This window comes from Streptomyces lunaelactis (assembly GCF_003054555.1).
GTDB classification, from domain to species: Bacteria; Actinomycetota; Actinomycetes; order Streptomycetales; family Streptomycetaceae; genus Streptomyces; species Streptomyces lunaelactis.
Window position 1 is genome coordinate 4,192,573 of sequence record NZ_CP026304.1, and the last position, 20,963, is coordinate 4,213,535.

The following is a 20,963-nucleotide window of genomic DNA, read 5'->3' on the forward strand; positions in this document are numbered from 1 at the left end:
GAACGGCGTGATGCGCGGCGTGTTGAAGCGGATCGATCACGTCCAGGTGCCAATGCGATGAAATACGCCGTGACTTGGCGCACATCTGTTCACAGAACACTCAGAGATCGCTAACTTCCCCTCAACCTTGTACACATCGGGAAGGACCTCTGTGAAGGCAACCCATCGCAGAGCCGTGGCCACCCTGGCCGCAGCCGCACTCGCGACCCCGCTCCTGCTGGCATCAGCCTCCCCCTCCGCCGCGCACCGCCACGACCCCGCCGAACAGGCGGCCAAGGACGCGGCGAAGCTGGCCGGGAAGCTGGTCCAGAGGTCGTCCGCCACGGACGCCTACCAGCACCTGAAGAAGTTCCAGCAGATAGCCGACACCACGAACGGTCACCGCGCCGCCGGGTCGCTCGGGCACGACGCGTCGGCCGCGTACGTCTACCAGCAGCTGAAGAAGTACGGCTACGACGTCTCGTACCAGCAGTTCGACTTCATCTACACCGAGACGCAGGCCGAGAAGCTCCAAGTGCTCGCGCCCGCGCCGCGCGATGTCGAGATCAAGGCCATGACGTACACGACGTCCACCCCAGTGGGCGGCGTCAAGGCCGACCTGGCCGCCGTGCCGGTGGACGCGACCACCGGCTGCGAGGCCACCGACTACGCCACCGGGACCTTCACCGGCAAGATCGCGCTCATCAAGCGCGGCGGCTGCACCTTCGGTGAGAAGCAGGCGGCAGCGGCAGCCGCGGGCGCGGCCGGCGCGGTCATCTACAACAACACCGACGGCGTGCTCTCCGGCACCCTGGGCGACCCGGCCACCGGCAAGATCCCGACCGGCGGCGTCACCAAGGCCGAGGGCGAGAAGCTCGTCGCCGACCTCGCCACGGGCCCGGTGAACATCTCCTTCGAGATCCGCCAGCTCCAGCAGAAGCGCTCCACCAACAACGTCATCGCGGAGACCCGCGGCGGCAACGCCGCCAACACCGTGATGCTCGGCGCGCACCTCGACTCGGTCACCGCGGGCCCCGGCATCAACGACAACGGCTCCGGCTCGGCCGGACTCCTCGAAGTCGCCCAGGAGCTCGCCAAGTCCAAGGCGAAGCCCGCCAACAAGGTCCGTTTCGCCTGGTGGTCGGCGGAGGAGAACGGCCTGCTCGGCTCGGAGGCGTACGTCGCGAACCTGAGCTCGCTGGGCAAGAAGGAGATCAAGCTCTACCTGAACTTCGACATGATCGCCTCGCCGAACTACGGGCTCTTCGTCTACGACGGCGACGACTCCGACGGCGTGGGCGCGGGCCCCGGCCCGGCCGGCTCGGCCCAACTCGAGCGCGACATCAACGAGTTCCTCGACAAGAAGGGCAAGCCGCACGAGGGAACGGACTTCACCGGACGCTCCGACTACGGCCCGTTCATCGAGGTCGGCATCCCCTCCGGCGGTACGTTCACGGGCGCCGAGGGCATCAAGACGGCGGCACAGGCGGAGAAGTTCGGCGGTACGGCGGGTGTCGCGTACGACTCCTGCTACCACGCCAAGTGCGACAACCTCAGCAACATCGACATGACGGCGTTCGCCGTCAACATCGGTGTCATCGCCAACGCGGTGGGCACGTACACGCACGACCTGAGCTCGCTGCGGAAGCCGGTGGTCACGGTCCCGACGGACGGCGACGCGGGCAGCGGGGGTGGCCTGCACGACGGCCACGACCACGATGTGACGGAGTAGATCCCTGGGGGCTGCGCCCCCGGACCCCCGCGCCTCAGTCCCCCCGGACTTCGTCCGGGGGGACTCCCACGAGGCTGGAGTATCCAGCCCGTCGGGCGTTTGAGGACACGGCCGGAGGCCGTACGGGGTCCGGGGGCGCAGCCCCCGGTTACCGCTTGCGCCGCGCCGACGGGAGCAGCCGGCGGCGCCGGAGCAGGCGCGGGCGTCTCCGCCTCATGCGGAATCGGCGCGATCGGCGGCTGTTCGCCGGCGCTCATAGCGGCCCTCTATTCCGGATTTACAGCATTTGCCCAGCATTGCACTGGCGTCGCGTGGCTGCGCCGAGAGCCTCTTGACCGGTAGGCTTTCCGTGTGATCTTCAAGCGCATCGGTAACGGGCGGCCCTATCCCGACCACGGCCGGGAATCCACCCGGCAGTGGGCGGATGTCGCGCCGCGCCCGGTCCGCCTCGATCAGCTCGTCACCACCAAGGGCCAGCTGGATCTCGAAACGCTGCTCGCCGAGGACTCCACGTTCTACGGCGACCTCTTCGCCCATGTCGTGAAGTGGCAGGGCGACCTCTATCTGGAGGACGGCCTGCACCGCGCCGTGCGCGCCGCGCTGCAGCAGCGCCAGGTGCTGCATGCCCGCGTGCTCGAGCTGGGCTGAGCCCGGCCGGCCGGCTGGCGACTGACCCTTTCGGACCCTTTCCGGGCCGTACGGACGCAATCGGTTGATCATCTAGTAGGCATCGGCACCAGGTCGCATTACGCTGCGCCCATGAGCATGCTGACTCCACCCGGCATGGGCGGAAAGTACCGCATCACGGGCGCCAGGTACCCGCGTATGCGACGCCCTCGGAACCGCCGCAGGATCGTTGTGGCAGCAGTCGCCGCGGTGGTCGCCCTGGGCCTGGCCGGCTGGGGAACACTGCAGCTCATCGATGTCTTCACGAGCGACAGCAAGAAGACAGCGGCGGGCGCCAAGAAGGACTGCGGGCCCACCCCGACGCCGTCCGCGGTGCCTCCGCCGCCGAAGCCGGGCCAGATCACGGTGAACGTCTACAACGCGACCCCGCGCGGCGGTCTCGCCAAGGCGGCGGCGGACGAGCTGAAGAAACGCGGCTTCGCCATCGGCAAGGTGGGCAACGCCCCGCCGGCGTACGACAAGAAGGTCCCGGGCGCCGGGATACTGCTGGGCGCGCCTGAGGCGCAGCAGGGCGGCGCCTTCCGCGTCCTCGCGACCCAGCTCCGGGGCAGCCTGCTGAAGACGGACGCCCGCCAGACGCCGGACATCGACCTGATCCTGGGCACGGCCTTCAAGACCCTGGACACGAAGAAGGACGCTGACGCGGCGCTGGCCATCTTGGCCAACCCCGCGCCCGCGCCCTCCGGAAAGTGCTGAGGACCGGGACCCGGCCCGCAGACACGGCCTAAGCGGTGTCCCCGGGGCCGCTTAGTCCACCGTGCCGTACATGCGGTCGCCCGCGTCGCCCAGGCCCGGCACGATGTAGCCGTGGTCGTTGAGCCGCTCGTCGACCGAGGCCGTCACCACAGTGACCGGCGCGCCTGCCAGCTCGCGCTCCATCATCTCGACGCCCTCGGGCGCCGCCAGCAGCACGACCGCCGTCACATCGTCCGCGCCACGCTTGATCAGCTCGCGGATCGCCGCGACCAGCGTGCCGCCGGTGGCCAGCATCGGGTCGAGTACGTACACCTGGCGCCCGGAGAGGTCCTCCGGCATCCGGGTCGCGTACGTCGACGCCTCCAGGGTCTCCTCGTCGCGGATCATCCCGAGGAAGCCCACCTCGGCGGTCGGCAGCAGCCGCACCATGCCGTCGAGCATGCCCAGGCCGGCCCGCAGGATCGGCACCACCAGCGGACGCGGGTGCGAGAGCTTCACGCCCGTCGTCCCGGTCACCGGGGTCTCGATGTCGACCTGCTCGGTGCGCACGTCCCTGGTGGCCTCGTACGCGAGCAGGGTGACCAGCTCGTCGGCCAGGCGCCGGAAGGTCGGAGAGTCGGTGCGCTTGTCGCGCAGCGTGGTGAGTTTGTGCGCCACCAGCGGGTGGTCGACGACATGGATCCGCATGCGGTAACAGTAGCCCGCTCGCATCAAGCGAGGATCCGGAGGGAAGGTGGTGGGGTACCCCCGGGCCGCGGGGCCGAGGGGGAATACAGACCCAGCCGTGGGGCGGTGTGGCCGATGCCCGAGCCCGAGCAGGAGCAGCACGACACAGGAACCGAGACCGACGCGCAGCGCCGGCGGCGACGCGCCCAGTTCCTCCGCGAGCTCAACGAAGCCAAAGCACTGCGCGACCGGGTCCAGCCGCGACGGGCCCGAGCAGCAAGGATGCGCCAGCAGATGCGTATGCGGACCTTCCGCTGGTAGCCCCTTCTCGTAGGAACTGGTGGCCGACGCAACGACGGAAGACCTCTCGCAACGGCCTCGTTTCTGCCACGATTCCGAGTGGGCGGGCACGAAGCAGCGCACCGCCGGTCGTCACACCTCTGATCAGTGGGAGAGTCACGGTGTACTTCGCCGCACTGCTCGCGCGCACTCAAGACGGGTGGCAAGCGAGCGACACAGAGCTCGACGATGTGGAGACCCTGTCGGATCTGACCGACCTGGCCCGCGAGGCCTCGGTGGATGAGGACACGGTGCTCGTCTACATCGAGCAGGAAGACGCCTGGTTCGGCGTCGTCAGGGTGGAGGGCGAGGAGGACCCTCGTATCTACGTCTCGGACGCGGCCGCGGCCGCACGCTCCTCGTACGGGGAGATCCTCACCAATGAACTGCTCGGCGGGGACGATGACGACCCGGCCGACGATCTGGACACGCTGGACCTCGACGGCACGGAAGACGGAGAGCCGGACGGGGACGACGAGGAGGAAGCGGACGGCGAGTTGGGCCCGGGCGGCGAACTGGTGCCGGCGGGACCGGTTGGCGACCGCGACATCCTCATGGACCTGGGGCTGTCGGAGAAGGAGCTGCTGGCACTGGACACGGACGCACTGCTGGTGATCGCGGACGCGGTGGGCGCCGCCGACGTGCTGGAGACCGTCCGCTAGTGACCGGCCCCGCACCTGATTCCGCACCCCCCGATCCCGTACCGACCGATCCCGTACCGCCCGAGTCCGTATCAACCCCTCGCGTGCCCGATCCCGTTCGCGATCCTTGGGAGGCGCCGATGCGCCGTGCCCTGGCGGAGGCCGAGCGCGCGACGCTGTCCGGCGATGTGCCGGTCGGCGCTGTCGTGCTGGCTCAGGACGGCACGGTCATCGCCGCCGGTCACAACGAACGCGAGGCGACCGGCGACCCGACCGCGCACGCCGAGGTGCTGGCCATCCGCAGGGCCGCCGAGCACCTCGGACAATGGCGGCTGACCGGCTGCACGCTCGTCGTCACGCTGGAGCCGTGCACGATGTGCGCGGGCGCGATCGTGCAGTCCCGGGTGGACCGGGTGGTCTACGGGGCACGGGACGAGAAGGCGGGCGCGGCCGGTTCGCTCTGGGACGTCGTACGGGACCGGCGGCTCAACCACCGCCCCGAGGTGATCACCGGCGTGCTCGAGCAGGAGTGCGCGAAACAGCTGACCGCCTTCTTCCGCGACCGCTGATCCAGGGGCCCGTACAACCGATTTCAGAGCACGGCCCACCTTGGGCTAAGCTCTCTCCCGGTAGCGTGTCCGAGCGGCCGAAGGAGCTCGCCTCGAAAGCGAGTGTGGGGAAACTCACCGAGGGTTCAAATCCCTCCGCTACCGCTCTCTTCGAAAGGGCCCGACGCATCGCGTCGGGCCCTTTCGCGTGCTCGGCAGCACCGACGAACTCGGCATCACCGACGAGGAAGCCCCGGCCTTGGGGAAGGCACGGAAGCGGTCGGCGAAGGGCCTTGATGGCCGGGTCCTTGGTCCCGAATGGCTCGGTTAGACTCACGCGACCCGGCGGTCAGATGATATGGCAGGGACCGCAGGGGCCACAGTCATCACAGGGGAGGCAGGGGCTGATGGTGCAGACGAAGAAGATAGCTCTCTACGTCGTCGTCGTCTTCGTGCTGTACACGATCATCACTTCCCCGGCCAAGGCCGCCGACATGGTCCAGGTAGGGTTCGAGGGCATTTCGAGCGCCGCTCAAGGCGTCGGAGAGTTCATGACCGAGCTCGTCAACTAGGAGTGCCCCTTGATCCGCCATCTGGTCCTCTTCAAGCTCAACGAGGGCGTCGACCGCGACGAGGCCCGTGTGGCCGCCGGCGTGAAGGCCTTCCAGGAGCTGGACGGCGTCGTCCCCGAGCTGGAGTTCTGGGAGTGCGCCTGGAACATCACCGACCGGCCGATCGCCCATGACTTCGCCATCAACTCCGCGGTGGCCGACCTCGATGCCCTGAAGAGGTACATCGAGCATCCGGCCCATCAGGCAGCCGCCGGACAGTGGCGAGAGTTCGCCACCTGGGTGATCGCCGACTACGAGTTCTGAGCCGCCGGGGCTTCGGGGGCTGTCCCTCGGGAAACACAGCCTGAACCCCCTGCTTTACCGGCCCCTCGCCTCTGTGGCGGGGGGCATTTTGCATGGGGCCGGGAGGGCTCGCACCCCCCGGAGAACACAGCAGGACTCAACTTGCCTTCAACACGGAGTTATCGGGTGCTTGCACACAGTGGACATGTCTTGTGATGCTATGACCGCTTTTGACGGATGAGTTGATCGAAGTTGACCGCAAAGGGGTGGCGTGACCGTGCCGGCCAGTACTGCGCCTCAGGTGCTACCCCAGAACGAGCGGCCGGACGACCCCCCGCCCGCCGGAAAACCGCAGAACCGGGGCGCGGACACCCGGGCCCTGACCCAGGTGCTCTTCGGCCAGCTCAAGGACATGGAGCCGGGCAGCCCGGAGCACTGCCGGGTGCGCGGGGCGCTGATCGAGGCGAATCTGCCGCTCGTGCGGTACGCCGCCGCCCGCTTCCGCTCCCGCAACGAGCCGATGGAGGACGTCGTCCAGGTCGGCACGATCGGGCTCATCAACGCGATCGACCGCTTCGACCCGGAGCGCGGGGTGCAGTTCCCGACCTTCGCGATGCCCACGGTGGTCGGCGAGATCAAGCGGTACTTCCGCGACAACGTACGGACCGTGCATGTGCCGCGGCGGCTGCACGAGCTGTGGGTGCAGGTCAATGGCGCCACCGAGGATCTGACGACGGCTCATGGGCGCTCCCCGACGACCGCCGAGATCGCCGAGCGGCTGAAGATCGGCGAGGACGAGGTGCTGGCCTGCATCGAGGCCGGGCGCTCGTACCACGCGACCTCCCTGGAGGCGGCCCAGGAGGGCGACGGGCTGCCGGGCCTCCTCGACCGGCTCGGCTACGAGGACCCCGCACTGGCCGGCGTCGAACACCGTGACCTCGTACGCCATCTGCTCGTACAACTGCCCGAGCGGGAACAGCGGATCCTCATGCTCCGGTACTACAACAATCTGACGCAGTCACAGATCAGCCAGGAACTGGGCGTCTCCCAGATGCATGTGTCAAGGCTGCTTGCCCGAAGCTTTGCCCGGCTGCGATCCGCAAACAGGATCGAGGCGTAGCTGGAACGGGTAGACCGTTTCAGGGCCGTTACGGGTCGCATAAAAGCCGCACACCCCCTGTTTCCTGCGCATATTTGCCGGATACTTGTCGACATGTCACTACAGCGTGTTGCCGACATGTGACATTCTGCTGGAACCGCGTTTGCCGCAGTCCCACCTCCGGTATTCAGGTGGAGGCTGCGTTCCTCCGATGGTCGTGGCCGCACGATCGTCAGCGACCTCAAGGGGGTGGCATGTCCGTACAACAGGGCAGCTCGAAGGTGCTCACGCTCACGAAGAGCGCACCCGCATCCGTCGTGCCTGACAGCTCGGAAGCCATCGACACGCGCACTCTGTCCCGCTCCCTGTTCCTGCGGCTCCGCGCGCTGGACGACGGGGGTACGGGCGACACCCCGGAGCGCACTTATGTGCGCGACACTCTCATCGAGCTCAATCTCCCCCTGGTGCGGTACGCCGCGGCCCGGTTCCGCTCCCGCAACGAACCGATGGAGGACATCGTCCAGGTCGGCACGATCGGCCTGATCAAGGCGATCGACCGGTTCGACTGCGAACGGGGCGTGGAATTCCCGACGTTCGCGATGCCGACGGTCGTCGGCGAGATCAAGCGCTTCTTCCGCGACACCTCGTGGTCGGTGCGGGTGCCGCGCCGGCTCCAGGAGCTGCGGCTCGCGCTCACCAAGGCCAGCGACGAGCTGGCGCAGAAGCTGGACCGCTCCCCGACCGTGCCCGAACTCGCCGTGGTGCTGGGGGTGTCGGAGGAGGACGTGGTCGACGGCCTCGCCGTCGGCAATGCATACACCGCCTCCTCGCTGGACTCGCCCTCGCCCGAGGACGACGGCGGCGAGGGCTCGCTCGCCGATCGCCTGGGGTACGAGGACACAGCCCTGGAGGGCGTGGAGTACCGCGAGTCGCTCAAGCCCCTGCTGGCCAAACTCCCGCCCCGCGAGCGCCAGATCATCATGCTCCGCTTCTTCGCGAACATGACGCAGTCGCAGATCGGCGAGGAGGTCGGCATCTCGCAGATGCATGTCTCGCGGCTGCTGACCCGTACGCTCGCGCAACTGCGAGAGGGTCTGATCGCCGACTGAACCCGGGCCACGGGGTTCCTCATTGACGGTCCGTCAGACACACTGACGCGATGCGACGACGTCATGGAGCGGTTCTCACGGCGGTCGCGCTCTGCCTCGGCGGGGCGCTGACCGCGTGCGGGAGCGGTGACGGCGACGGCTATGCGGCGGTCGGCGCCGCCGGATCGGGGCCCGAGGAGGCGCCCACGGCGGCCGTACCGCCCACGGGCAAGGTCGAGCTGGTGCCACTGGACCCGCCGGCCGGCGGCGATTCCGCGTCCGGCTCGGAGGAGTTGCCACCGGGGACGCCGGGGGCGCCGGGGGCGCCGGGCGGGTCCGCGACCACGCCGGGAGGGCAGGAGCTGCCTGCCGTGCCGGGCGGTGCCGGTACGGGCGGCGACACGAGCACAGGCGGTACGGGAAGTTCCGGCGGTACGAGCGGTGGGGGTACGAGCGGTGGCGGGGGCGCCACCCCGGCGCCCGGCACCACGCCACCGAAGCCGCGGCCGACACCCACTCCCGCGGGACCCGCCGTTCTGCGGCTCGGCGAACCACTGCGCGCGGCGCTGGACAAGCGCTGGTGCGAGCAGGTCACCGTGGAGTTCCGCAACACCGGCGGCTCAGCGGTGGCCTCCGGCACCGTCACCTTCGCAACGCACATCATCGGCGCGCTCGGGATCGACTGGGCGACCATCGAGTCGACGCAGCCGCTGCCCGCGCCGATCGCCGCGGGAGCGGTACGGAAACAGCCGTACACCGTGTGCGTGGACGCTTGGCGGGTTCCCCTGGGCATGCATATCGAGACCCAGGACGTCACCGCTGTGTGGAAGTGAGCCGGCCCGAGGCGAGCCGGCCCGACGTGAGCCGACCCCGGCAAGATCCGAAAGACACGCCCTACGCGAGGGCGAGGTAGGCGACGGCGCCGAGGATCACGACGGCCGCGATGATGCCGACGATCAGCCCGGTCTTGGAGCCGGACTGCGCGGCGGGCGCGGCCTGACGGCCCTGCGGCGCGCCCTCGTCGACGAAGGCGCGGAACATCTGCGTGCTGCCCGCGGGGTCGTAGTTGCCCTCGGGGCCCTGACCTTGGGGTGCATGGGGGTTGTGTGCCATGGGGCAGGACCCTAGCGAACCCGCCTGCCGCGCCCAACCCCGGGCGGGCAGCAGATTGCCCCTGTCCTCTGTCATGACCGCGCACATGCGAAGCCTTTGGGGTTCCTTTACTGCTGCAAGCCCGTTTTCATTTGCCTGCAGCAACCAACAGCTTCTATGGTTGCCCTAAGCAACAAGATATGAGAGGGGTCGGCTGCCATGGCCGCACAGAGCCAGTACGCGGAGCTGGCCCGCCGGCTCAGCGCCATCGGGGCCGTGAAACGCGGCCTCGCGCGGATGCTGCCCGCCGAGTGCCCGTCCGGTACAGCCGCCGTACTGACCCTGCTGGACCGGCACGGAGAGATGCGGATGAGCCGGCTCGCCGAGCTTCTCGCCGTCGACATGTCGGTGACCAGCCGGCATGTCGCCCACGCTGCGGAGCGCGGCTGGATCGAACGGCTCCCCGACCCGGGGGACAAGCGCTCCCGCATCCTGCGGCTGACCCCCACGGGCCTGGACATGATCGACGACCTGGCCAGGCGAACCACCGACATGTTCGCCCAGAACCTCAAGGACTGGTCCGACGAAGACGTCGGACAGCTGATCGTGATGCTGGCCCGCCTCCGCGACAGCTTCGGGGACTGCCGGGCCCACCACCCCACCCGTACACCCGCGTAGAAGGTAAGGAACTCGATGGCTACAACCACACCAACCGGTGTGCGGGGCGGCCACGCCAAGCACGGAGGACAACCCTCCGCCGACGGCGCGCCGATGACACACCGGCAGATCATGGAGGCGTTGTCCGGGCTGCTGCTCGGCATGTTCGTCGCCATTCTGTCGTCCACGATCGTCACCAACGCCCTGCCGGAGATCATCACCGACCTCGACGGCGGCCAGAGTGCCTACACCTGGGTGGTGACGGCCTCGCTGCTGGCGATGACCGCAACCACCCCGCTCTGGGGCAAGCTCTCGGACCTCTTCTCCAAGAAGCTGCTCGTCCAGATAGCCCTGGTCATCTACGTCCTGGGTTCGGTGGTCGCCGGACTCTCGCAGAGCGTCGGCATGCTGATCGCCTGCCGAGTCGTCCAGGGCATCGGCGTCGGCGGTCTCGCCGCCCTCGCGCAGATCGTGATGGCCGCGATGATCGCCCCGCGCGAGCGCGGCCGCTACAGCGGCTACCTCGGCGCGACCTTCGCCGTCGCCACCGTCGGCGGCCCGCTGCTCGGCGGCGTCATCACCGACACCGCCTGGCTCGGCTGGCGCTGGTGCTTCTACGTCGGCGTGCCCTTCGCGATCATCGCGCTGGTCGTCCTGCAGAAGACCCTGAAGCTCCCGGTCGTGAAGCGTCGGGTCAAGGTCGACTGGCCGGGCGCCTTCTTCATCAGCGCGGCGGTCTCGCTGCTGCTGGTCTGGGTGACCTTCGCCGGTGACAAGTACGACTGGATCTCCTGGCAGACGTACGCGATGGTCGGCGGCTCGATCGTGCTCGGCGCGCTCTTCCTCCTGGTGGAGTCGAGGGCGAGCGAGCCGATCATCCCGCTGCGGCTGTTCCGCAACCGCACCATCACGCTGGCCTCGCTGGCCTCGCTCTTCGTCGGTGTCGCGATGTTCGCGGGCACCGTCTTCTTCAGCCAGTACTTCCAGCTGGCGCGTGACAAGTCGCCGACGATGTCGGGCGTCATGACCATCCCGATGATCGGCGGCCTGTTCATCTCGTCGACCGTCTCGGGCCTGATCATCACCAGGACGGGCCGCTGGAAGGCCTGGCTCGTGGCGGGCGGCGCGCTGGTGACGGCGGGCCTCGGTCTTCTCGGCACCATTCGGTACGACACCGAGTACTGGCACATCGCGATCTTCATGGCCGTCATGGGTCTCGGCCTCGGCATGATGATGCAGAACCTCGTGCTGTGCACGCAGAACCAGGTGGCCCCCGAGGACCTCGGCTCGGCCAGCTCGGTCGTCACCTTCTTCCGGTCCCTGGGTGGTGCGATCGGCGTCTCGGCGCTGGGCGCGGTGATGGGCAACCGGGTCACGCACTACGTCAAGGACGGGCTCGCCGAACTCGGCCCGCAGGGCACGGCGCTGGGCCACGGCGGCACGGGCGGCGGTGGCATCCCCGACCTGGACGCGCTGCCGGCCCCGATCCGTACGGTGATGGAGACCGCGTACGGGCACGGTGTCGGCGATGTCTTCCTGTACTCCGCGCCGTTCGCCCTGCTGGCCTTCCTGGTGACGCTGTTCATCAAGGAGGTGGCGCTGAAGAGCCACTCGGCGCCCGAGACGTCGGAGACAGCCGAGATCGTCGCGGAGGCGGTGCCGCAGGCCGGAGCGGTACCCGCCGGTGGCGGGCGCGCTGACGGTGGCCGGTCGCGGGGTCGACGGCCATGACATCGAACTCGCCCACCCGGGCGAGTAGGTGAGCCCGCGGCCGGGTGCTCGCTCGTGGCGGAGGCGAGCCTACGGCCGGTGGAAGTGGGCCCCGGGCCCCGATTCATGTGAGTGATCCAGACGGTTCGGCGGGGTCCTGCGGCCGAGGCACGGGTGCGGGTGCGGGTGCGGGCTCCCGTGGCTCGGGCCCGGCGCGCGCGGGCTCTTGTCCGGTGCGGACCGGTCCGGACCCGGCCGGTCGCCCCACTCCTGGCGCCGCGAAGCCGGCGCCCAGGGGTCTGGGGGCGCCGCCCCCAGTTTCGGGAAGGGGCGGGGTAGGGAAACCCCAAGCCCGCACCGAGCAGGAGCGGGCACCACGAACCCACCGGGCAGGACCCCGCACCGCGCCGGAGGCGACCTGTGCCCGGGGCACAAGAGCCCCCTGTGCCGGGGCACAAGAGCCCGCGCCCCACCCCTACGCGCGAGCCCCCATCGCTTCGATGCCCGCCAGCAGCAAGTCCAGCGCGAACTCGAAGTCCCTCTCCCTCATCTCCTCCACCGTGTCCCCGCCCCTCGCCTTCATCAGCTCCGCCGACTCCTCGAACGCCTCCCGCAGCTCCGGCTGCTGCCCGATCGTCCCCATGACCTGGCGGAAGTAGTCGTCCTGGCCGATCCCCGCCGCCGCGCACCGCTGAGCGAAACGGCCCTCCACCGTGCCGAAGCCGTACACGAACTGGAACACCGCCGCGAGCGCGCCCGTCCGTCCGTGCAGCGGGAGACCGGCGTTGCGGATCACGTGCTGGACCGTCGTCGAGAACTCCATCGAGCGCGGGCCGATGTTGAGGTACTCACCGATGAGCGGCGACACCCACGGGTGGGCGACCAGCAACCTCCGGTATCCGACGGCCAGTTGGCGGAGTTGGTCGCGCCAGTCCCCGCCCTCCTCGTCCGGCGACGGCAGCCGCAGCTCCCCCATCACCGAGTCGAGCGCCAGCTCCAGCAGGTCGTCCTTGGTGTCCACGTACCAGTAGACCGACATCGCGGTGACGTTCAGCTCCGCGGCCAGCCGCCGCATCGAGAACTTAGCGAGGCCCTCGGAGTCAAGGAGCCGTACCGTCGCCGCGGTGATCTTGTCGCGGTCGAGGCCGGCGGGCTGCTCGGGCCTGCGTTTGGGGGTCGTCTTGCCGTCGAGCCACACACTGGTCCGCGCGGGACCCTTCGCGCGGTCGGCCGCACTCACCATCGCGCACCCTCCTCCGTTCTCGCCCCCGCTTCCGATGCTATGCCGCCACCTTGGGTGCGTCTGCACGCTCGGCCCGCCGCAGCGGCATCGCGGCCAGCAGCCCCCGGCCGGCACCGCCACCGCGCCGACCAGCTGACTCGTCTCCAGGCCCGAGGCGAACGCGTCCGCGATCCGCTGCCGCTCGCCCTCGTCGCGGGCGGCGGCGAGCGCGGCGGTGAGCTGGGCGAGGCAGATGACGCCGAGGATCAGCCAGCGCTGCGGGTGGCTTGTGCGGGCCTTGTCGGTCTCGGCGGCCGTTGCCGTCACGCATGCTCCTTGTGCGGTGTACGGGGTCGTGGGTCCCGTACACCGTACAAGCATCTCTCGTACGCCGTATAAGGCTACTTCTCGGCGGTCAGGTCGTAGAGCGTCGTACCCCCCACGGTGACCGCGGTGAAGTTCTCCTCGACCCAGGTGGTGATCGCCGAACTGCCGCCACCGCCGGGGCCACCGCCGTTGCCGCCGCCCCCGATGAAGTAGTGGACCTTGCCGTCCGCCACGTACTGCCGGAACTGCGCGAGGGTCGGGGACGGGTCGCTGCCGTTGAAGCCGCCGATCGCCATGACCGGCTTTCCGGTGGCGAGTTGGTAGCTGGCGGCGTTCTGGGAGCCGATGGCGGCGGCGGCCCAGGTGTAGTCGCCGGCGTTCTGCGTCAGCTTCGCCTCGACGGCGGAGTTGACGTTCGCGCCGTTGAGGAGGCCGCCCATGCCACCGGCGCCGCCGCCCTCGCGGCCGCCCATGCCACCGGGCATCTGGCCCTGTGCTTGTCCCTGTGCTTGTCCCTGGCCTTGACGCTGCCCCTGGCCCTGGCCGTTCGGCGGCTGACCCTGACCCCGAGCCTGGCCCTGGCCCTGGCCCTGGCCCTGGCCCTGAGCCTGTCCCTGTCCCTGCTGACCGGTCGGCGGCTGCATGCCGCCGTCGCGCGCACCGCCGCCGCCCGGACCGCCTCGGCCACCGGCCACCGCCGGTCCCGCCGTCACGATCGAGCCCGCGTGCCCCTCGCTCACCGTGGTGAGGGAGTACGCCACCGGCCCGGCCACCGACGCGGCCAGCGCCAACACCGCCGCGCCGAGCGCCAGTCGGCGCCCCGGGCGCCCGAGCCTGCCGGCGATCAGCAGCCCCGCCGCACCCGCCAGACCGCCGATCAGCACCGCCCACCGCAGCCACGGCAGATAGTCCGTGCTCCGGCCCAGCAGCGTGTACGACCAGTACGCCGTCACCGCGACCGTCCCGGCCAGCGCCGCGGACGCCGCGAACGAGCGCCGCTCCTCCCACAGCACCGTCGCGCCCATGCCGACCAGCGCAGCGATGTACGGCGCCAGCGCCACCGTGTAGTACTCGTGGAAGATCCCGGCCATGAAGCTGAAGATCGCCACGGTGATCAGCAGGGAGCCGCCCCAGACCAGGAACGCGGCGCGGGCAGTGTCCGTACGCTTCGAGCGCCAGGTGACCACAAGTCCCGCGACGAGCAGCAGCAGCGCGGCGGGCAGCAGCCACGAGATCTGGCCGCCGATGGTGTCGTTGAACATCCGGCCGATGCCGGTCTCGCCCCAGCCACGGCCGCCGCCACCGCCACCGCCACCGCCGACGCTGCCGGTCTCATTGCCGTTGATCCGGCCGAGGCCGTTGTAGCCGAAGGTCAGCTCAAGGAAGCTGTTGTTCTGCGAGCCGCCGATGTACGGACGCGAGGCCGCCGGCCAGAGCTCGACGATCGCCACCCACCAGCCGCCCGCGACGATCATCGCCAGGCCGGACAGGGCGAGTTGGCCGAGCCGCCGCCGCAGAGTCGTCGGCGCGAACACCCCGTACACCAGCGCCAGCGGCGGCAGGATCAGGAACGCCTGCAGCGTCTTCGTCAGGAACGCGAGTCCGACCGCGACGCCCGCCCAGACCAGCCACTTCGTCCGAGCGCCCTCCAGCGCGCGCAGCACGCAGTACACCGTCACCGTCATCAGCAGCGCGAGCAGTGCGTCCGGGTTGTTGAAGCGGAACATCAGCACGGCGACGGGCGTCAGCGCCAGCACCGCGCCCGCGATCAGCCCGGCGGCCGGGGTGAAGCGGCGGCGCACGGCGGCGTACAGCACAGCGACCGTCGCGACCCCCATCAGCACCTCGGGCAGCAGGATCTGCCAGGAGCCGAGCCCGAAGAGCCGTACGGACAGGGCCATCGGCCAGAGCGCGGCCGGGGGCTTGTCGACGGTGATCGAGTTCGCGGCGTCGGAGGAGCCGAAGAAGAGGGCCTTCCAGCTCTCGCTGCCGGCCTGCGCGGCGGCGGAGTAGAAGGAGTTGGCGTAGCCGGAAGACTTCAGGTTGTAGACGTAGAGCAGGGCGGTGGCGAGAAGAAGCGCGAGGAAGGCGGGCCGCACCCAGCGGGCGTCATCCTCCCGCCCGCGCCAGATCCGGGCCATGGGCCCGCGCGCCCGGCGGTGCCCGCCGAGCCCCTGCTGTGCGGCGCCGGGCGGGAGGGGGGCGGCGCCGGGTGCGGGCCTGTCGGCGGGAGCGAGATCCACCGTCTGCGGCAGGAGCCCCGGCGGGCTGCCCGGGGGCGGGTACGCGTGGCTGTCGTGCGACGTGGTCATCGTGCGTTCCTCTGGTCGTTGTCCTGCGGGACGACGCGCAACTGCGTCGTCACGTCCCACGTGCGGTCCGCGGCTTCACAGGCGCGGAAGTCGGCTGTGTCGTACGGGTGCTGCGACCGGTAGGCCACGGGCGGGGTCGTCGCGGATTCGCCGGTCGCGGATTCGCGTGCCGCGGGCGCATCGCGCCGGTCGGGAAAGACCCATGCCCGGAAGAGCAGGAACCGCAGCACCGTCGCCGCCAGGTTCGCGGCGATCAGGACCGCCAGTTCGGTGCTGTGGCCGGGATTTCCGGCGGCCGCGTCCAGGGCGGCCAGCGATCCGCTCGTCAGGGCGAGGCCGATACCGAACACGACCAGGCCCTGGGCCTGATGCCGTACGGCGCGGTCCCGGCCGCGTACCCCGAAGGTGAGCCGGCGGTTCGCGGCCGTGTTCGCGACGGCGGACAGCAGCAGCGCGCCCGCATTGGCGACCTGAGGCCCGACGCCCGCCCGGAAGAGCGAGTACAGCAGCAGATAGAGCAGCGTGGAGAGCGCGCCGACCACACAGAAACCGACCAGCTGGCGGGCGAGACCACCCGGCACTCCGCTGAGCTGCCGGTCCCGCGGGTCGTCCCCGAAGGGCCGCGCAAGACGGTCCAGCGGCAGCGCGCCGACCGCGAGCGCCCGCCCCACCCGCCATACCCCCTTGAGGTCCTCGGTCGCCGTGCTCACGATGTGCACCGTGGAGTCGGGGTCGTCGACCCAGTCCACCGGCACCTCATGGATGCGCAGCCCGGCGCGCTCCGCAAGCACCAGCAGCTCGGTGTCGAAGAACCACCCGGTGTCCTCGACCATCGGCAGCAGACGCTCGGCGACCTCACGCCGTATCGCCTTGAATCCGCACTGGGCGTCGGAGAAACGTGCGGCGAGCGACCCGCGCAGAATCAGGTTGTAGGCACGCGAGATGAACTCCCGCTTCGGGCCGCGCACCACCCGCGACGAGCGCGCCAGACGCGATCCGATCGCGAGGTCGGAGTGCCCGGAGATCAGCGGCGCGACCAGCGGCAGCAGCGCGTTGAGGTCCGTCGACAGATCCACGTCCATGTAGGCGAGGACGGGCGCGTCGGAGTGCGACCACACGGTGCGCAGTGCGCGCCCCCGCCCCTTCTCCTCCAGCCGGTACGCCCGCACTTCGGCGATCGTGCCGTCGAGCCGGGCCGCCACCTCGGGGGTGCGGTCGGTGCTCGCGTTGTCGGCGATGGTGATCCGGAAGCCGTACGGGAAGGTCCGCGCGAGGTGGTCGTACAGCCGCAGGACGCACCGTTCGAGGTCGTCCTCCTCGTTGTAGACCGGGATCACCACATCGAGTACGGGCAGGTCGGCCGCGTCGGCGAGCAGATGCTCCCGGGCCGGCAGAGTCCCCATTGGGGTGTCGGTTCGCATGGAACGACACTCGGCCCGGGCGCTGTCACAGCTGTGTGATGCGCCTGTGCCCCGTCTGTGAGTCGTACGCGGGAGCCCGACCGGCCCCGGGAGCCCAGCCGGCCCCTGCCGTCCAACCCGCCCCAGAAGTCCCTGCCGCCCCTGCCGCCCCTGCCGGCAGTTCCACGGCGAAGACCGTGTGCCCCGGCTCGCTCCGCACACCGACCCGGCCGCCGTGCACGGCGACGACCGCCTGCACGATCGCGAGCCCGAGACCGGTGGATCCGGCGTGCCGGGACCTGGACGCGTCGCCGCGCGCGAACCGTTCGAAGATGTGCGGCAGCAGCGCGGGCGGAATGCCCGGCCCGTCGTCCTCGACCTCCAGCACGACCGTCGGTCCGCCGACCCGGACCCGCGCGGTGACGGTCGTCCCGGGTGGCGTGTGGGTACGGGCGTTCGCCAGCAGATTGACCAGCACCTGATGGAGGCGGGCGCCGTCACCCTGTACGTTCGCGGGCTCCACCGGCAGCTCCAGCCGCCACTTGTGGTCCTGGCCCGCCGCCCGCGCATCGCCGACCGCGTCCACGACCAGCGGCGAGAGATCAGTGCTCTCGCAGGAGAGCGGGCGTCCGGCGTCGAGCCGCGCGAGCAGCAGCAGATCCTCGACCAGGCCCGTCATCCGGGTCGCCTCGGCCTCGATCCGCCCCAGCGCATGCCGGGTGTCGGCGCCGACCTCCTCCCGGCCGCGCCGGGTGAGCTCGGCGTATCCGCGGATCGACGCCAGCGGCGTACGCAGCTCATGGCTGGCGTCCGCGACGAACTGCCGCACTCGCGTCTCGCTCTCCTGCCGCACCACCAGTGCTGAACCGACGTGCCCCAGCATCCGGTTGAGCGCCGCTCCGACCTGTCCGACCTCGGTCCGCGGATCGGCCTCGGCGTCCGGCACCCGCTCGTGCAGGGCCACCTCGCCGCTGTGCAGCGGCATTTCGGAGACGCGGGTCGCGGTCGCGGCGACCCGCCGCAGTGGCCGCAGCGCAAAGCCGACCAGGGCAGTACCCGCGATTCCGGCGGCGATCAGCCCGGCACCGGTGACGGAGACCTCGACCAGGACCAGCGTGGTCAGCGCGTCCTGTACGTCGCTCAGCGGAACCCCGACGAGGTAGGAGCCGCGAACCCCCGTGACGTACTCGACCCGGTAGTCGCCACGGCCCGGCAGCTCCAGGGTGTGCGGACGGCCATCTCGCGCGACCTGGGCGAGAGCCTTGGACTGTGTCTCGGTGAGCGGGCTCGCAAGCGGCTCCAGCGCGTCAGTCTTCCGTTCGACGCTGGCCACGGCCTCGGAGACCGTGCCGTCCTTGGCGAGCTGGGCACCCACGGTACCCACCGGCGTACCCCCGCCGATGACGAAGTCGAGCGGCCCCCTGTCGGAGGGCATGCCGAGCGGCCGCTCCTCGACCGGGCCCGGTGGGCCGGAGGCACGCATGCCGACCGTGGCCAGTTGGGTGTCCAACTGCCCGTACAGATAAGTGCGGTAGGCGATCGTCGTGACCGTGCCGATCACCGCCGCCACCACCGCGATCAGTGCCACCGCGGAGACCACGAGACGGGTCCGCAACGACCACCGGCGGCCCCTCAGGCTACTCACCGAACTACTCACCGGGCTTGATCAGATACCCGGCCCCGCGCCGGGTGTGAATCATCGGCGACCGCCCCGCGTCGATCTTCTTCCGCAGATACGAGACATACAGCTCGACGACATTGGCCTGCCCGCCGAAGTCGTACGACCACACCCGGTCGAGGATCTGCGCCTTGCTCAGCACCCGCCGCGGATTGCGCATGAGAAAGCGCAACAGCTCGAACTCGGTCGCCGTCAGATGAATGAAGTCCCCGCCGCGGCTGACCTCATGACTGTCCTCGTCGAGGGTCAGGTCGCCGACCGCCAGCATCGACTCGCTCCGTTCGGTCGCCGTCCCGGACCGCCGGATCAGCCCGCGCAGCCTGGCCACGACCTCCTCCAGCGAGAACGGCTTGGTGACGTAGTCGTCGCCGCCCGCCGTCAGCCCCGCGATCCGGTCCTCGACCGCGTCCCTGGCGGTCAGGAAGAGCACCGGCACCTCGGGCAGGTCGCGCCGCAGCCGCCCCAGGACGGCCAGGCCGTCCATGTCGGGCAGCATCACATCCAGCACCACCGCGTCGGGCCGGAAGTCGCGCGCCGTACGCACGGCGCCCGCGCCGTCGCCGGCGCTGCGCACCTCCCACCCCTCGTAGCGCAGGGCCATCGACAGCAGCTCGCTCAGCGCGGCCTCGTCGTCCACGACGAGTACGCGGACGGGACTGCCGTCCGGCCTGAGCATTTCGGTACGCCCGTGGGGCGAGGTCGTGGTCATACTCGTACCTTGCGACCCCGCCCTGAGAGCGCCCTTGCTCCTTCCTGTGAATTCCCTGAGAAAGGGCTAAGCGGTGTCGGGGAAGTCCGGGTGGGTGGAGGAGCGGGTCGAGGGCCGAGTCTGGCAAGGCGGAGGAAGGAGTCCACGCGGAGCGTCGGCGACTGACGACAACGCAGCCAGGCGACAGCCATCGGCCCGCGACGCCGCCCGGACTTCCCCGGGGCCGCTTAGGAATGCCGGGGCCCAAAGAGCCGGGCACCGTTGTCGTGGCACACCGCGCGCAGCCAGTCGTCCCCGAGCCCCAGCCGCTCGAGGGCCTGAAGCTGTTGGACGTACGGATAGGGGATGTTGGGGAAGTCCGTGCCCAGCACGATCCGGTCCCCGAGATCCGCGAGCCGCCCCCTCTCCCGCTCCGGGAAGGGTGCGAAACGCTCGCTGAAGTCCGTGAACGCCATGGTCGTGTCGAGCATCACCCCGGCGTACCGCTGCGCGAGATCCAGGAAGTCGGTGTACTCGGGCATCCCCATGTGCGCGACCACCAGCCGCAGCCGCGGATGCCGCGCGAGCAGCCGGCCCACCGGTTCGGGCCCGGTGTGCTTGCCGGGCGCGGGCCCGGACCCGCAGTGCATCACGACCGGGACCCCGGCCTCGGCGAGCAGCCCCCAGACGGGATCGAGCAGCGCGTCATTGGGGTCGTACGAGCCGACCTGGAGGTGCGATTTGAAGATCCGCGCCCCGCTCTCGACCGCCTCTCGTACATAGCGCTCGACGCCCGCCTCGGGGAAGAGGGTCGCGGTGTGCACGCAGTCGGGCGTGCGCGCCGCGAAGTCCGCCGCCCAGCCGTTGAGCCAGGCGGCCATCCCGGCCTTGTGCGGATAGAGCATCGAGGTGAAGGAGAGGACCCCGAACTGCCGCAGCAGCGCGACCCGTTGTTCTTCCTCGTGCCGATAGGTGATCGGCCACCGCATCCCCGTGAGCGGGCCGACGGCGTCGAAGTAGGCCCAGACCTTCTTGAGGACCTGCTCCGGCATGAAGTGGGTGTGCACGTCGACGAGTCCGGGCAGCCCGAGCCGCTGCCAGAACTCCCGTACATCCGCGGCTTCTCGCCCGCTCTCGGCCCCGCTCTCACTCCCGCTCAAAGTCGTAGCTCCGCTCGACCTTGGCGACATGGACGCTGTAGCTCTCGTACCACTCGGCCCGCCCGCGCTTCTGCGCGGCCTGGTGCTCCAGATTCCGCTGCCAGGTGGCGATGGATTCCTCGTCCCTGAAGTACCCGACGGTGATCCCGAGCCCGCCGGGCGTCCGCGCCGACTCGTATCCGAGGAAGCCGGGGACCTCCGCCACCAGTTCCTTCATGCGCTCGGCGGTCTCGCCGTACCCCTCGGGCCGCCCGGTCGGGACAGAGGTGAAGACCACTGCGTAATAAGGCGGTTCATGCCCCGCCACAGGTTTGATGCTCATGACACCCACCTTCCGTCCCTGGTCAGGGAGGTGTCCACCCTCATTGCCGTACGGGATCCTCAGGGG

The 20,963-nt window shown here is 70.1% G+C and carries 21 protein-coding genes, 1 tRNA gene and 1 pseudogene; 14 read left to right on the forward strand and 9 right to left on the reverse strand.

The window, feature by feature from the left end; genetic code table 11:
* Positions 1 to 175 precede the first annotated feature (175 nt).
* The 3 genes from SLUN_RS19145 (at position 176) to SLUN_RS19155 (ending at position 3,094) form a co-directional block, all read left to right on the forward strand.
* The gene (locus SLUN_RS19145; RefSeq protein WP_108149981.1) at positions 176 to 1,711 is read left to right on the forward strand and encodes a M28 family metallopeptidase; all 1,536 of its coding nucleotides are present in this window, start codon (positions 176 to 178) and stop codon (positions 1,709 to 1,711) included.
* A 351-nt stretch (positions 1,712 to 2,062) separates the two neighbouring features.
* Complete coding sequence (locus SLUN_RS19150; protein WP_003955420.1) at positions 2,063 to 2,359, forward strand: type II toxin-antitoxin system VapB family antitoxin; 297 nt, start codon at positions 2,063 to 2,065, stop codon at positions 2,357 to 2,359.
* Positions 2,360 to 2,470: 111 nt separating this feature from the next.
* Positions 2,471 to 3,094, forward strand: coding sequence for a LytR C-terminal domain-containing protein (locus SLUN_RS19155; protein WP_108149983.1), 624 nt, complete (start codon positions 2,471 to 2,473; stop codon positions 3,092 to 3,094).
* Between the two features lie 51 nt (positions 3,095 to 3,145).
* Here the strand turns inward: SLUN_RS19155 and upp are convergent, their stop codons facing one another.
* Positions 3,146 to 3,781: a uracil phosphoribosyltransferase gene (gene upp / locus SLUN_RS19160; RefSeq protein ID WP_108149985.1), complete on the reverse strand. Its 636-nt coding sequence runs from the start codon at positions 3,779 to 3,781 to the stop codon at positions 3,146 to 3,148.
* Between the two features lie 114 nt (positions 3,782 to 3,895).
* Between upp and SLUN_RS19165 the strand changes: the two genes are divergently transcribed.
* The 9 genes from SLUN_RS19165 (at position 3,896) to SLUN_RS19200 (ending at position 9,162) form a co-directional block, all read left to right on the forward strand.
* The gene (locus SLUN_RS19165; RefSeq protein WP_175263693.1) at positions 3,896 to 4,081 is read left to right on the forward strand and encodes a hypothetical protein; all 186 of its coding nucleotides are present in this window, start codon (positions 3,896 to 3,898) and stop codon (positions 4,079 to 4,081) included.
* 140 nt (positions 4,082 to 4,221) lie between these two features.
* Positions 4,222 to 4,761 carry a tRNA adenosine deaminase-associated protein gene (locus SLUN_RS19170; RefSeq protein ID WP_108149987.1) on the forward strand — a complete coding sequence of 180 codons (540 nt, stop codon included), beginning with the start codon at positions 4,222 to 4,224 and terminating at the stop codon, positions 4,759 to 4,761.
* A 119-nt stretch (positions 4,762 to 4,880) separates the two neighbouring features.
* Complete coding sequence (tadA, locus tag SLUN_RS19175; protein WP_108149989.1) at positions 4,881 to 5,309, forward strand: tRNA adenosine(34) deaminase TadA; 429 nt, start codon at positions 4,881 to 4,883, stop codon at positions 5,307 to 5,309.
* A 59-nt stretch (positions 5,310 to 5,368) separates the two neighbouring features.
* Positions 5,369 to 5,453, forward strand: a tRNA-Ser gene (locus SLUN_RS19180).
* A 242-nt stretch (positions 5,454 to 5,695) separates the two neighbouring features.
* On the forward strand, positions 5,696 to 5,860 hold the full coding sequence (locus tag SLUN_RS40020; protein ID WP_170146589.1) for a hypothetical protein: 165 nt from the start codon (positions 5,696 to 5,698) through the stop codon (positions 5,858 to 5,860).
* Between the two features lie 9 nt (positions 5,861 to 5,869).
* Positions 5,870 to 6,163, forward strand: coding sequence for a Dabb family protein (locus SLUN_RS19185; RefSeq protein ID WP_108149990.1), 294 nt, complete (start codon positions 5,870 to 5,872; stop codon positions 6,161 to 6,163).
* Between the two features lie 256 nt (positions 6,164 to 6,419).
* Entirely contained in the window at positions 6,420 to 7,262 is an 843-nt protein-coding gene (locus SLUN_RS19190) for an RNA polymerase sigma factor SigF (protein ID WP_108154833.1), read from the forward strand.
* A gap of 233 nt (positions 7,263 to 7,495) precedes the next feature.
* The gene (locus tag SLUN_RS19195) at positions 7,496 to 8,350 is read left to right on the forward strand and encodes an RNA polymerase sigma factor SigF (protein WP_108149992.1); all 855 of its coding nucleotides are present in this window, start codon (positions 7,496 to 7,498) and stop codon (positions 8,348 to 8,350) included.
* Between the two features lie 50 nt (positions 8,351 to 8,400).
* Positions 8,401 to 9,162: a hypothetical protein gene (locus tag SLUN_RS19200; RefSeq protein WP_108149994.1), complete on the forward strand. Its 762-nt coding sequence runs from the start codon at positions 8,401 to 8,403 to the stop codon at positions 9,160 to 9,162.
* A 61-nt stretch (positions 9,163 to 9,223) separates the two neighbouring features.
* On the opposite strand, the gene SLUN_RS19205 is transcribed toward SLUN_RS19200, so the two are convergent.
* On the reverse strand, positions 9,224 to 9,442 hold the full coding sequence (locus SLUN_RS19205; RefSeq protein WP_108149996.1) for a hypothetical protein: 219 nt from the start codon (positions 9,440 to 9,442) through the stop codon (positions 9,224 to 9,226).
* A 198-nt stretch (positions 9,443 to 9,640) separates the two neighbouring features.
* On the opposite strand from SLUN_RS19205, the gene SLUN_RS19210 reads away from it, so the two are divergent.
* Both SLUN_RS19210 and SLUN_RS19215 read left to right on the forward strand, forming a co-directional pair.
* Positions 9,641 to 10,099 carry a MarR family winged helix-turn-helix transcriptional regulator gene (locus tag SLUN_RS19210; RefSeq protein ID WP_108149998.1) on the forward strand — a complete coding sequence of 153 codons (459 nt, stop codon included), beginning with the start codon at positions 9,641 to 9,643 and terminating at the stop codon, positions 10,097 to 10,099.
* 93 nt (positions 10,100 to 10,192) lie between these two features.
* A pseudogene (locus tag SLUN_RS19215) lies at positions 10,193 to 11,761 on the forward strand (MDR family MFS transporter); the annotation flags it as partial.
* Positions 11,762 to 12,263: 502 nt separating this feature from the next.
* Here SLUN_RS19215 and SLUN_RS19220 read toward each other — a convergent pair.
* The 7 genes from SLUN_RS19220 to SLUN_RS19250 all read right to left on the reverse strand — a co-directional run bounded on the left by SLUN_RS19220 (position 12,264) and on the right by SLUN_RS19250 (position 20,897).
* The gene (locus SLUN_RS19220; protein WP_108154834.1) at positions 12,264 to 13,031 is read right to left on the reverse strand and encodes a TetR/AcrR family transcriptional regulator; all 768 of its coding nucleotides are present in this window, start codon (positions 13,029 to 13,031) and stop codon (positions 12,264 to 12,266) included.
* A gap of 380 nt (positions 13,032 to 13,411) precedes the next feature.
* Positions 13,412 to 15,649, reverse strand: coding sequence for an ArnT family glycosyltransferase (locus tag SLUN_RS19225; protein ID WP_108150000.1), 2,238 nt, complete (start codon positions 15,647 to 15,649; stop codon positions 13,412 to 13,414).
* On the reverse strand, positions 15,646 to 17,070 hold the full coding sequence (locus SLUN_RS19230; protein ID WP_108150002.1) for a bifunctional glycosyltransferase family 2/GtrA family protein: 1,425 nt from the start codon (positions 17,068 to 17,070) through the stop codon (positions 15,646 to 15,648). Before SLUN_RS19230 ends, SLUN_RS19225 begins: the two co-directional genes overlap by 4 nt.
* 25 nt (positions 17,071 to 17,095) lie before the next feature.
* Positions 17,096 to 18,694: a sensor histidine kinase gene (locus SLUN_RS19235; protein WP_218929500.1), complete on the reverse strand. Its 1,599-nt coding sequence runs from the start codon at positions 18,692 to 18,694 to the stop codon at positions 17,096 to 17,098.
* Positions 18,695 to 18,698: 4 nt separating this feature from the next.
* A complete protein-coding gene (locus SLUN_RS19240) occupies positions 18,699 to 19,436 on the reverse strand; it encodes a response regulator transcription factor (protein WP_108150006.1) in 738 nt (245 codons plus the stop codon).
* 227 nt (positions 19,437 to 19,663) lie between these two features.
* A complete protein-coding gene (locus SLUN_RS19245; RefSeq protein WP_108150008.1) occupies positions 19,664 to 20,605 on the reverse strand; it encodes an amidohydrolase family protein in 942 nt (313 codons plus the stop codon).
* A complete protein-coding gene (locus SLUN_RS19250) occupies positions 20,562 to 20,897 on the reverse strand; it encodes an antibiotic biosynthesis monooxygenase family protein (protein WP_108154835.1) in 336 nt (111 codons plus the stop codon). The genes SLUN_RS19245 and SLUN_RS19250 overlap by 44 nt, the downstream gene beginning before the upstream one ends.
* Positions 20,898 to 20,963: the final 66 nt, after the last annotated feature.

Coding starts and splice junctions, on each gene's coding strand:
- SLUN_RS19155 (WP_108149983.1), top strand. CDS start 2,471: ATGAGCATGCTGACTCCACCCGGCATGGGCGGAAAGTACCGCATCACG.
- upp (WP_108149985.1), bottom strand. CDS start 3,781: ATGCGGATCCATGTCGTCGACCACCCGCTGGTGGCGCACAAACTCACC.
- SLUN_RS19165 (WP_175263693.1), top strand. CDS start 3,896: ATGCCCGAGCCCGAGCAGGAGCAGCACGACACAGGAACCGAGACCGAC.
- tadA (WP_108149989.1), top strand. CDS start 4,881: ATGCGCCGTGCCCTGGCGGAGGCCGAGCGCGCGACGCTGTCCGGCGAT.
- SLUN_RS40020 (WP_170146589.1), top strand. CDS start 5,696: ATGGTGCAGACGAAGAAGATAGCTCTCTACGTCGTCGTCGTCTTCGTG.
- SLUN_RS19195 (WP_108149992.1), top strand. CDS start 7,496: ATGTCCGTACAACAGGGCAGCTCGAAGGTGCTCACGCTCACGAAGAGC.
- SLUN_RS19200 (WP_108149994.1), top strand. CDS start 8,401: ATGCGACGACGTCATGGAGCGGTTCTCACGGCGGTCGCGCTCTGCCTC.
- SLUN_RS19205 (WP_108149996.1), bottom strand. CDS start 9,442: ATGGCACACAACCCCCATGCACCCCAAGGTCAGGGCCCCGAGGGCAAC.
- SLUN_RS19210 (WP_108149998.1), top strand. CDS start 9,641: ATGGCCGCACAGAGCCAGTACGCGGAGCTGGCCCGCCGGCTCAGCGCC.
- SLUN_RS19220 (WP_108154834.1), bottom strand. CDS start 13,031: ATGGTGAGTGCGGCCGACCGCGCGAAGGGTCCCGCGCGGACCAGTGTG.
- SLUN_RS19225 (WP_108150000.1), bottom strand. CDS start 15,649: ATGACCACGTCGCACGACAGCCACGCGTACCCGCCCCCGGGCAGCCCG.
- SLUN_RS19230 (WP_108150002.1), bottom strand. CDS start 17,070: ATGCGAACCGACACCCCAATGGGGACTCTGCCGGCCCGGGAGCATCTG.
- SLUN_RS19240 (WP_108150006.1), bottom strand. CDS start 19,436: ATGACCACGACCTCGCCCCACGGGCGTACCGAAATGCTCAGGCCGGAC.
- SLUN_RS19245 (WP_108150008.1), bottom strand. CDS start 20,605: ATGTCGCCAAGGTCGAGCGGAGCTACGACTTTGAGCGGGAGTGAGAGC.
- SLUN_RS19250 (WP_108154835.1), bottom strand. CDS start 20,897: ATGAGCATCAAACCTGTGGCGGGGCATGAACCGCCTTATTACGCAGTG.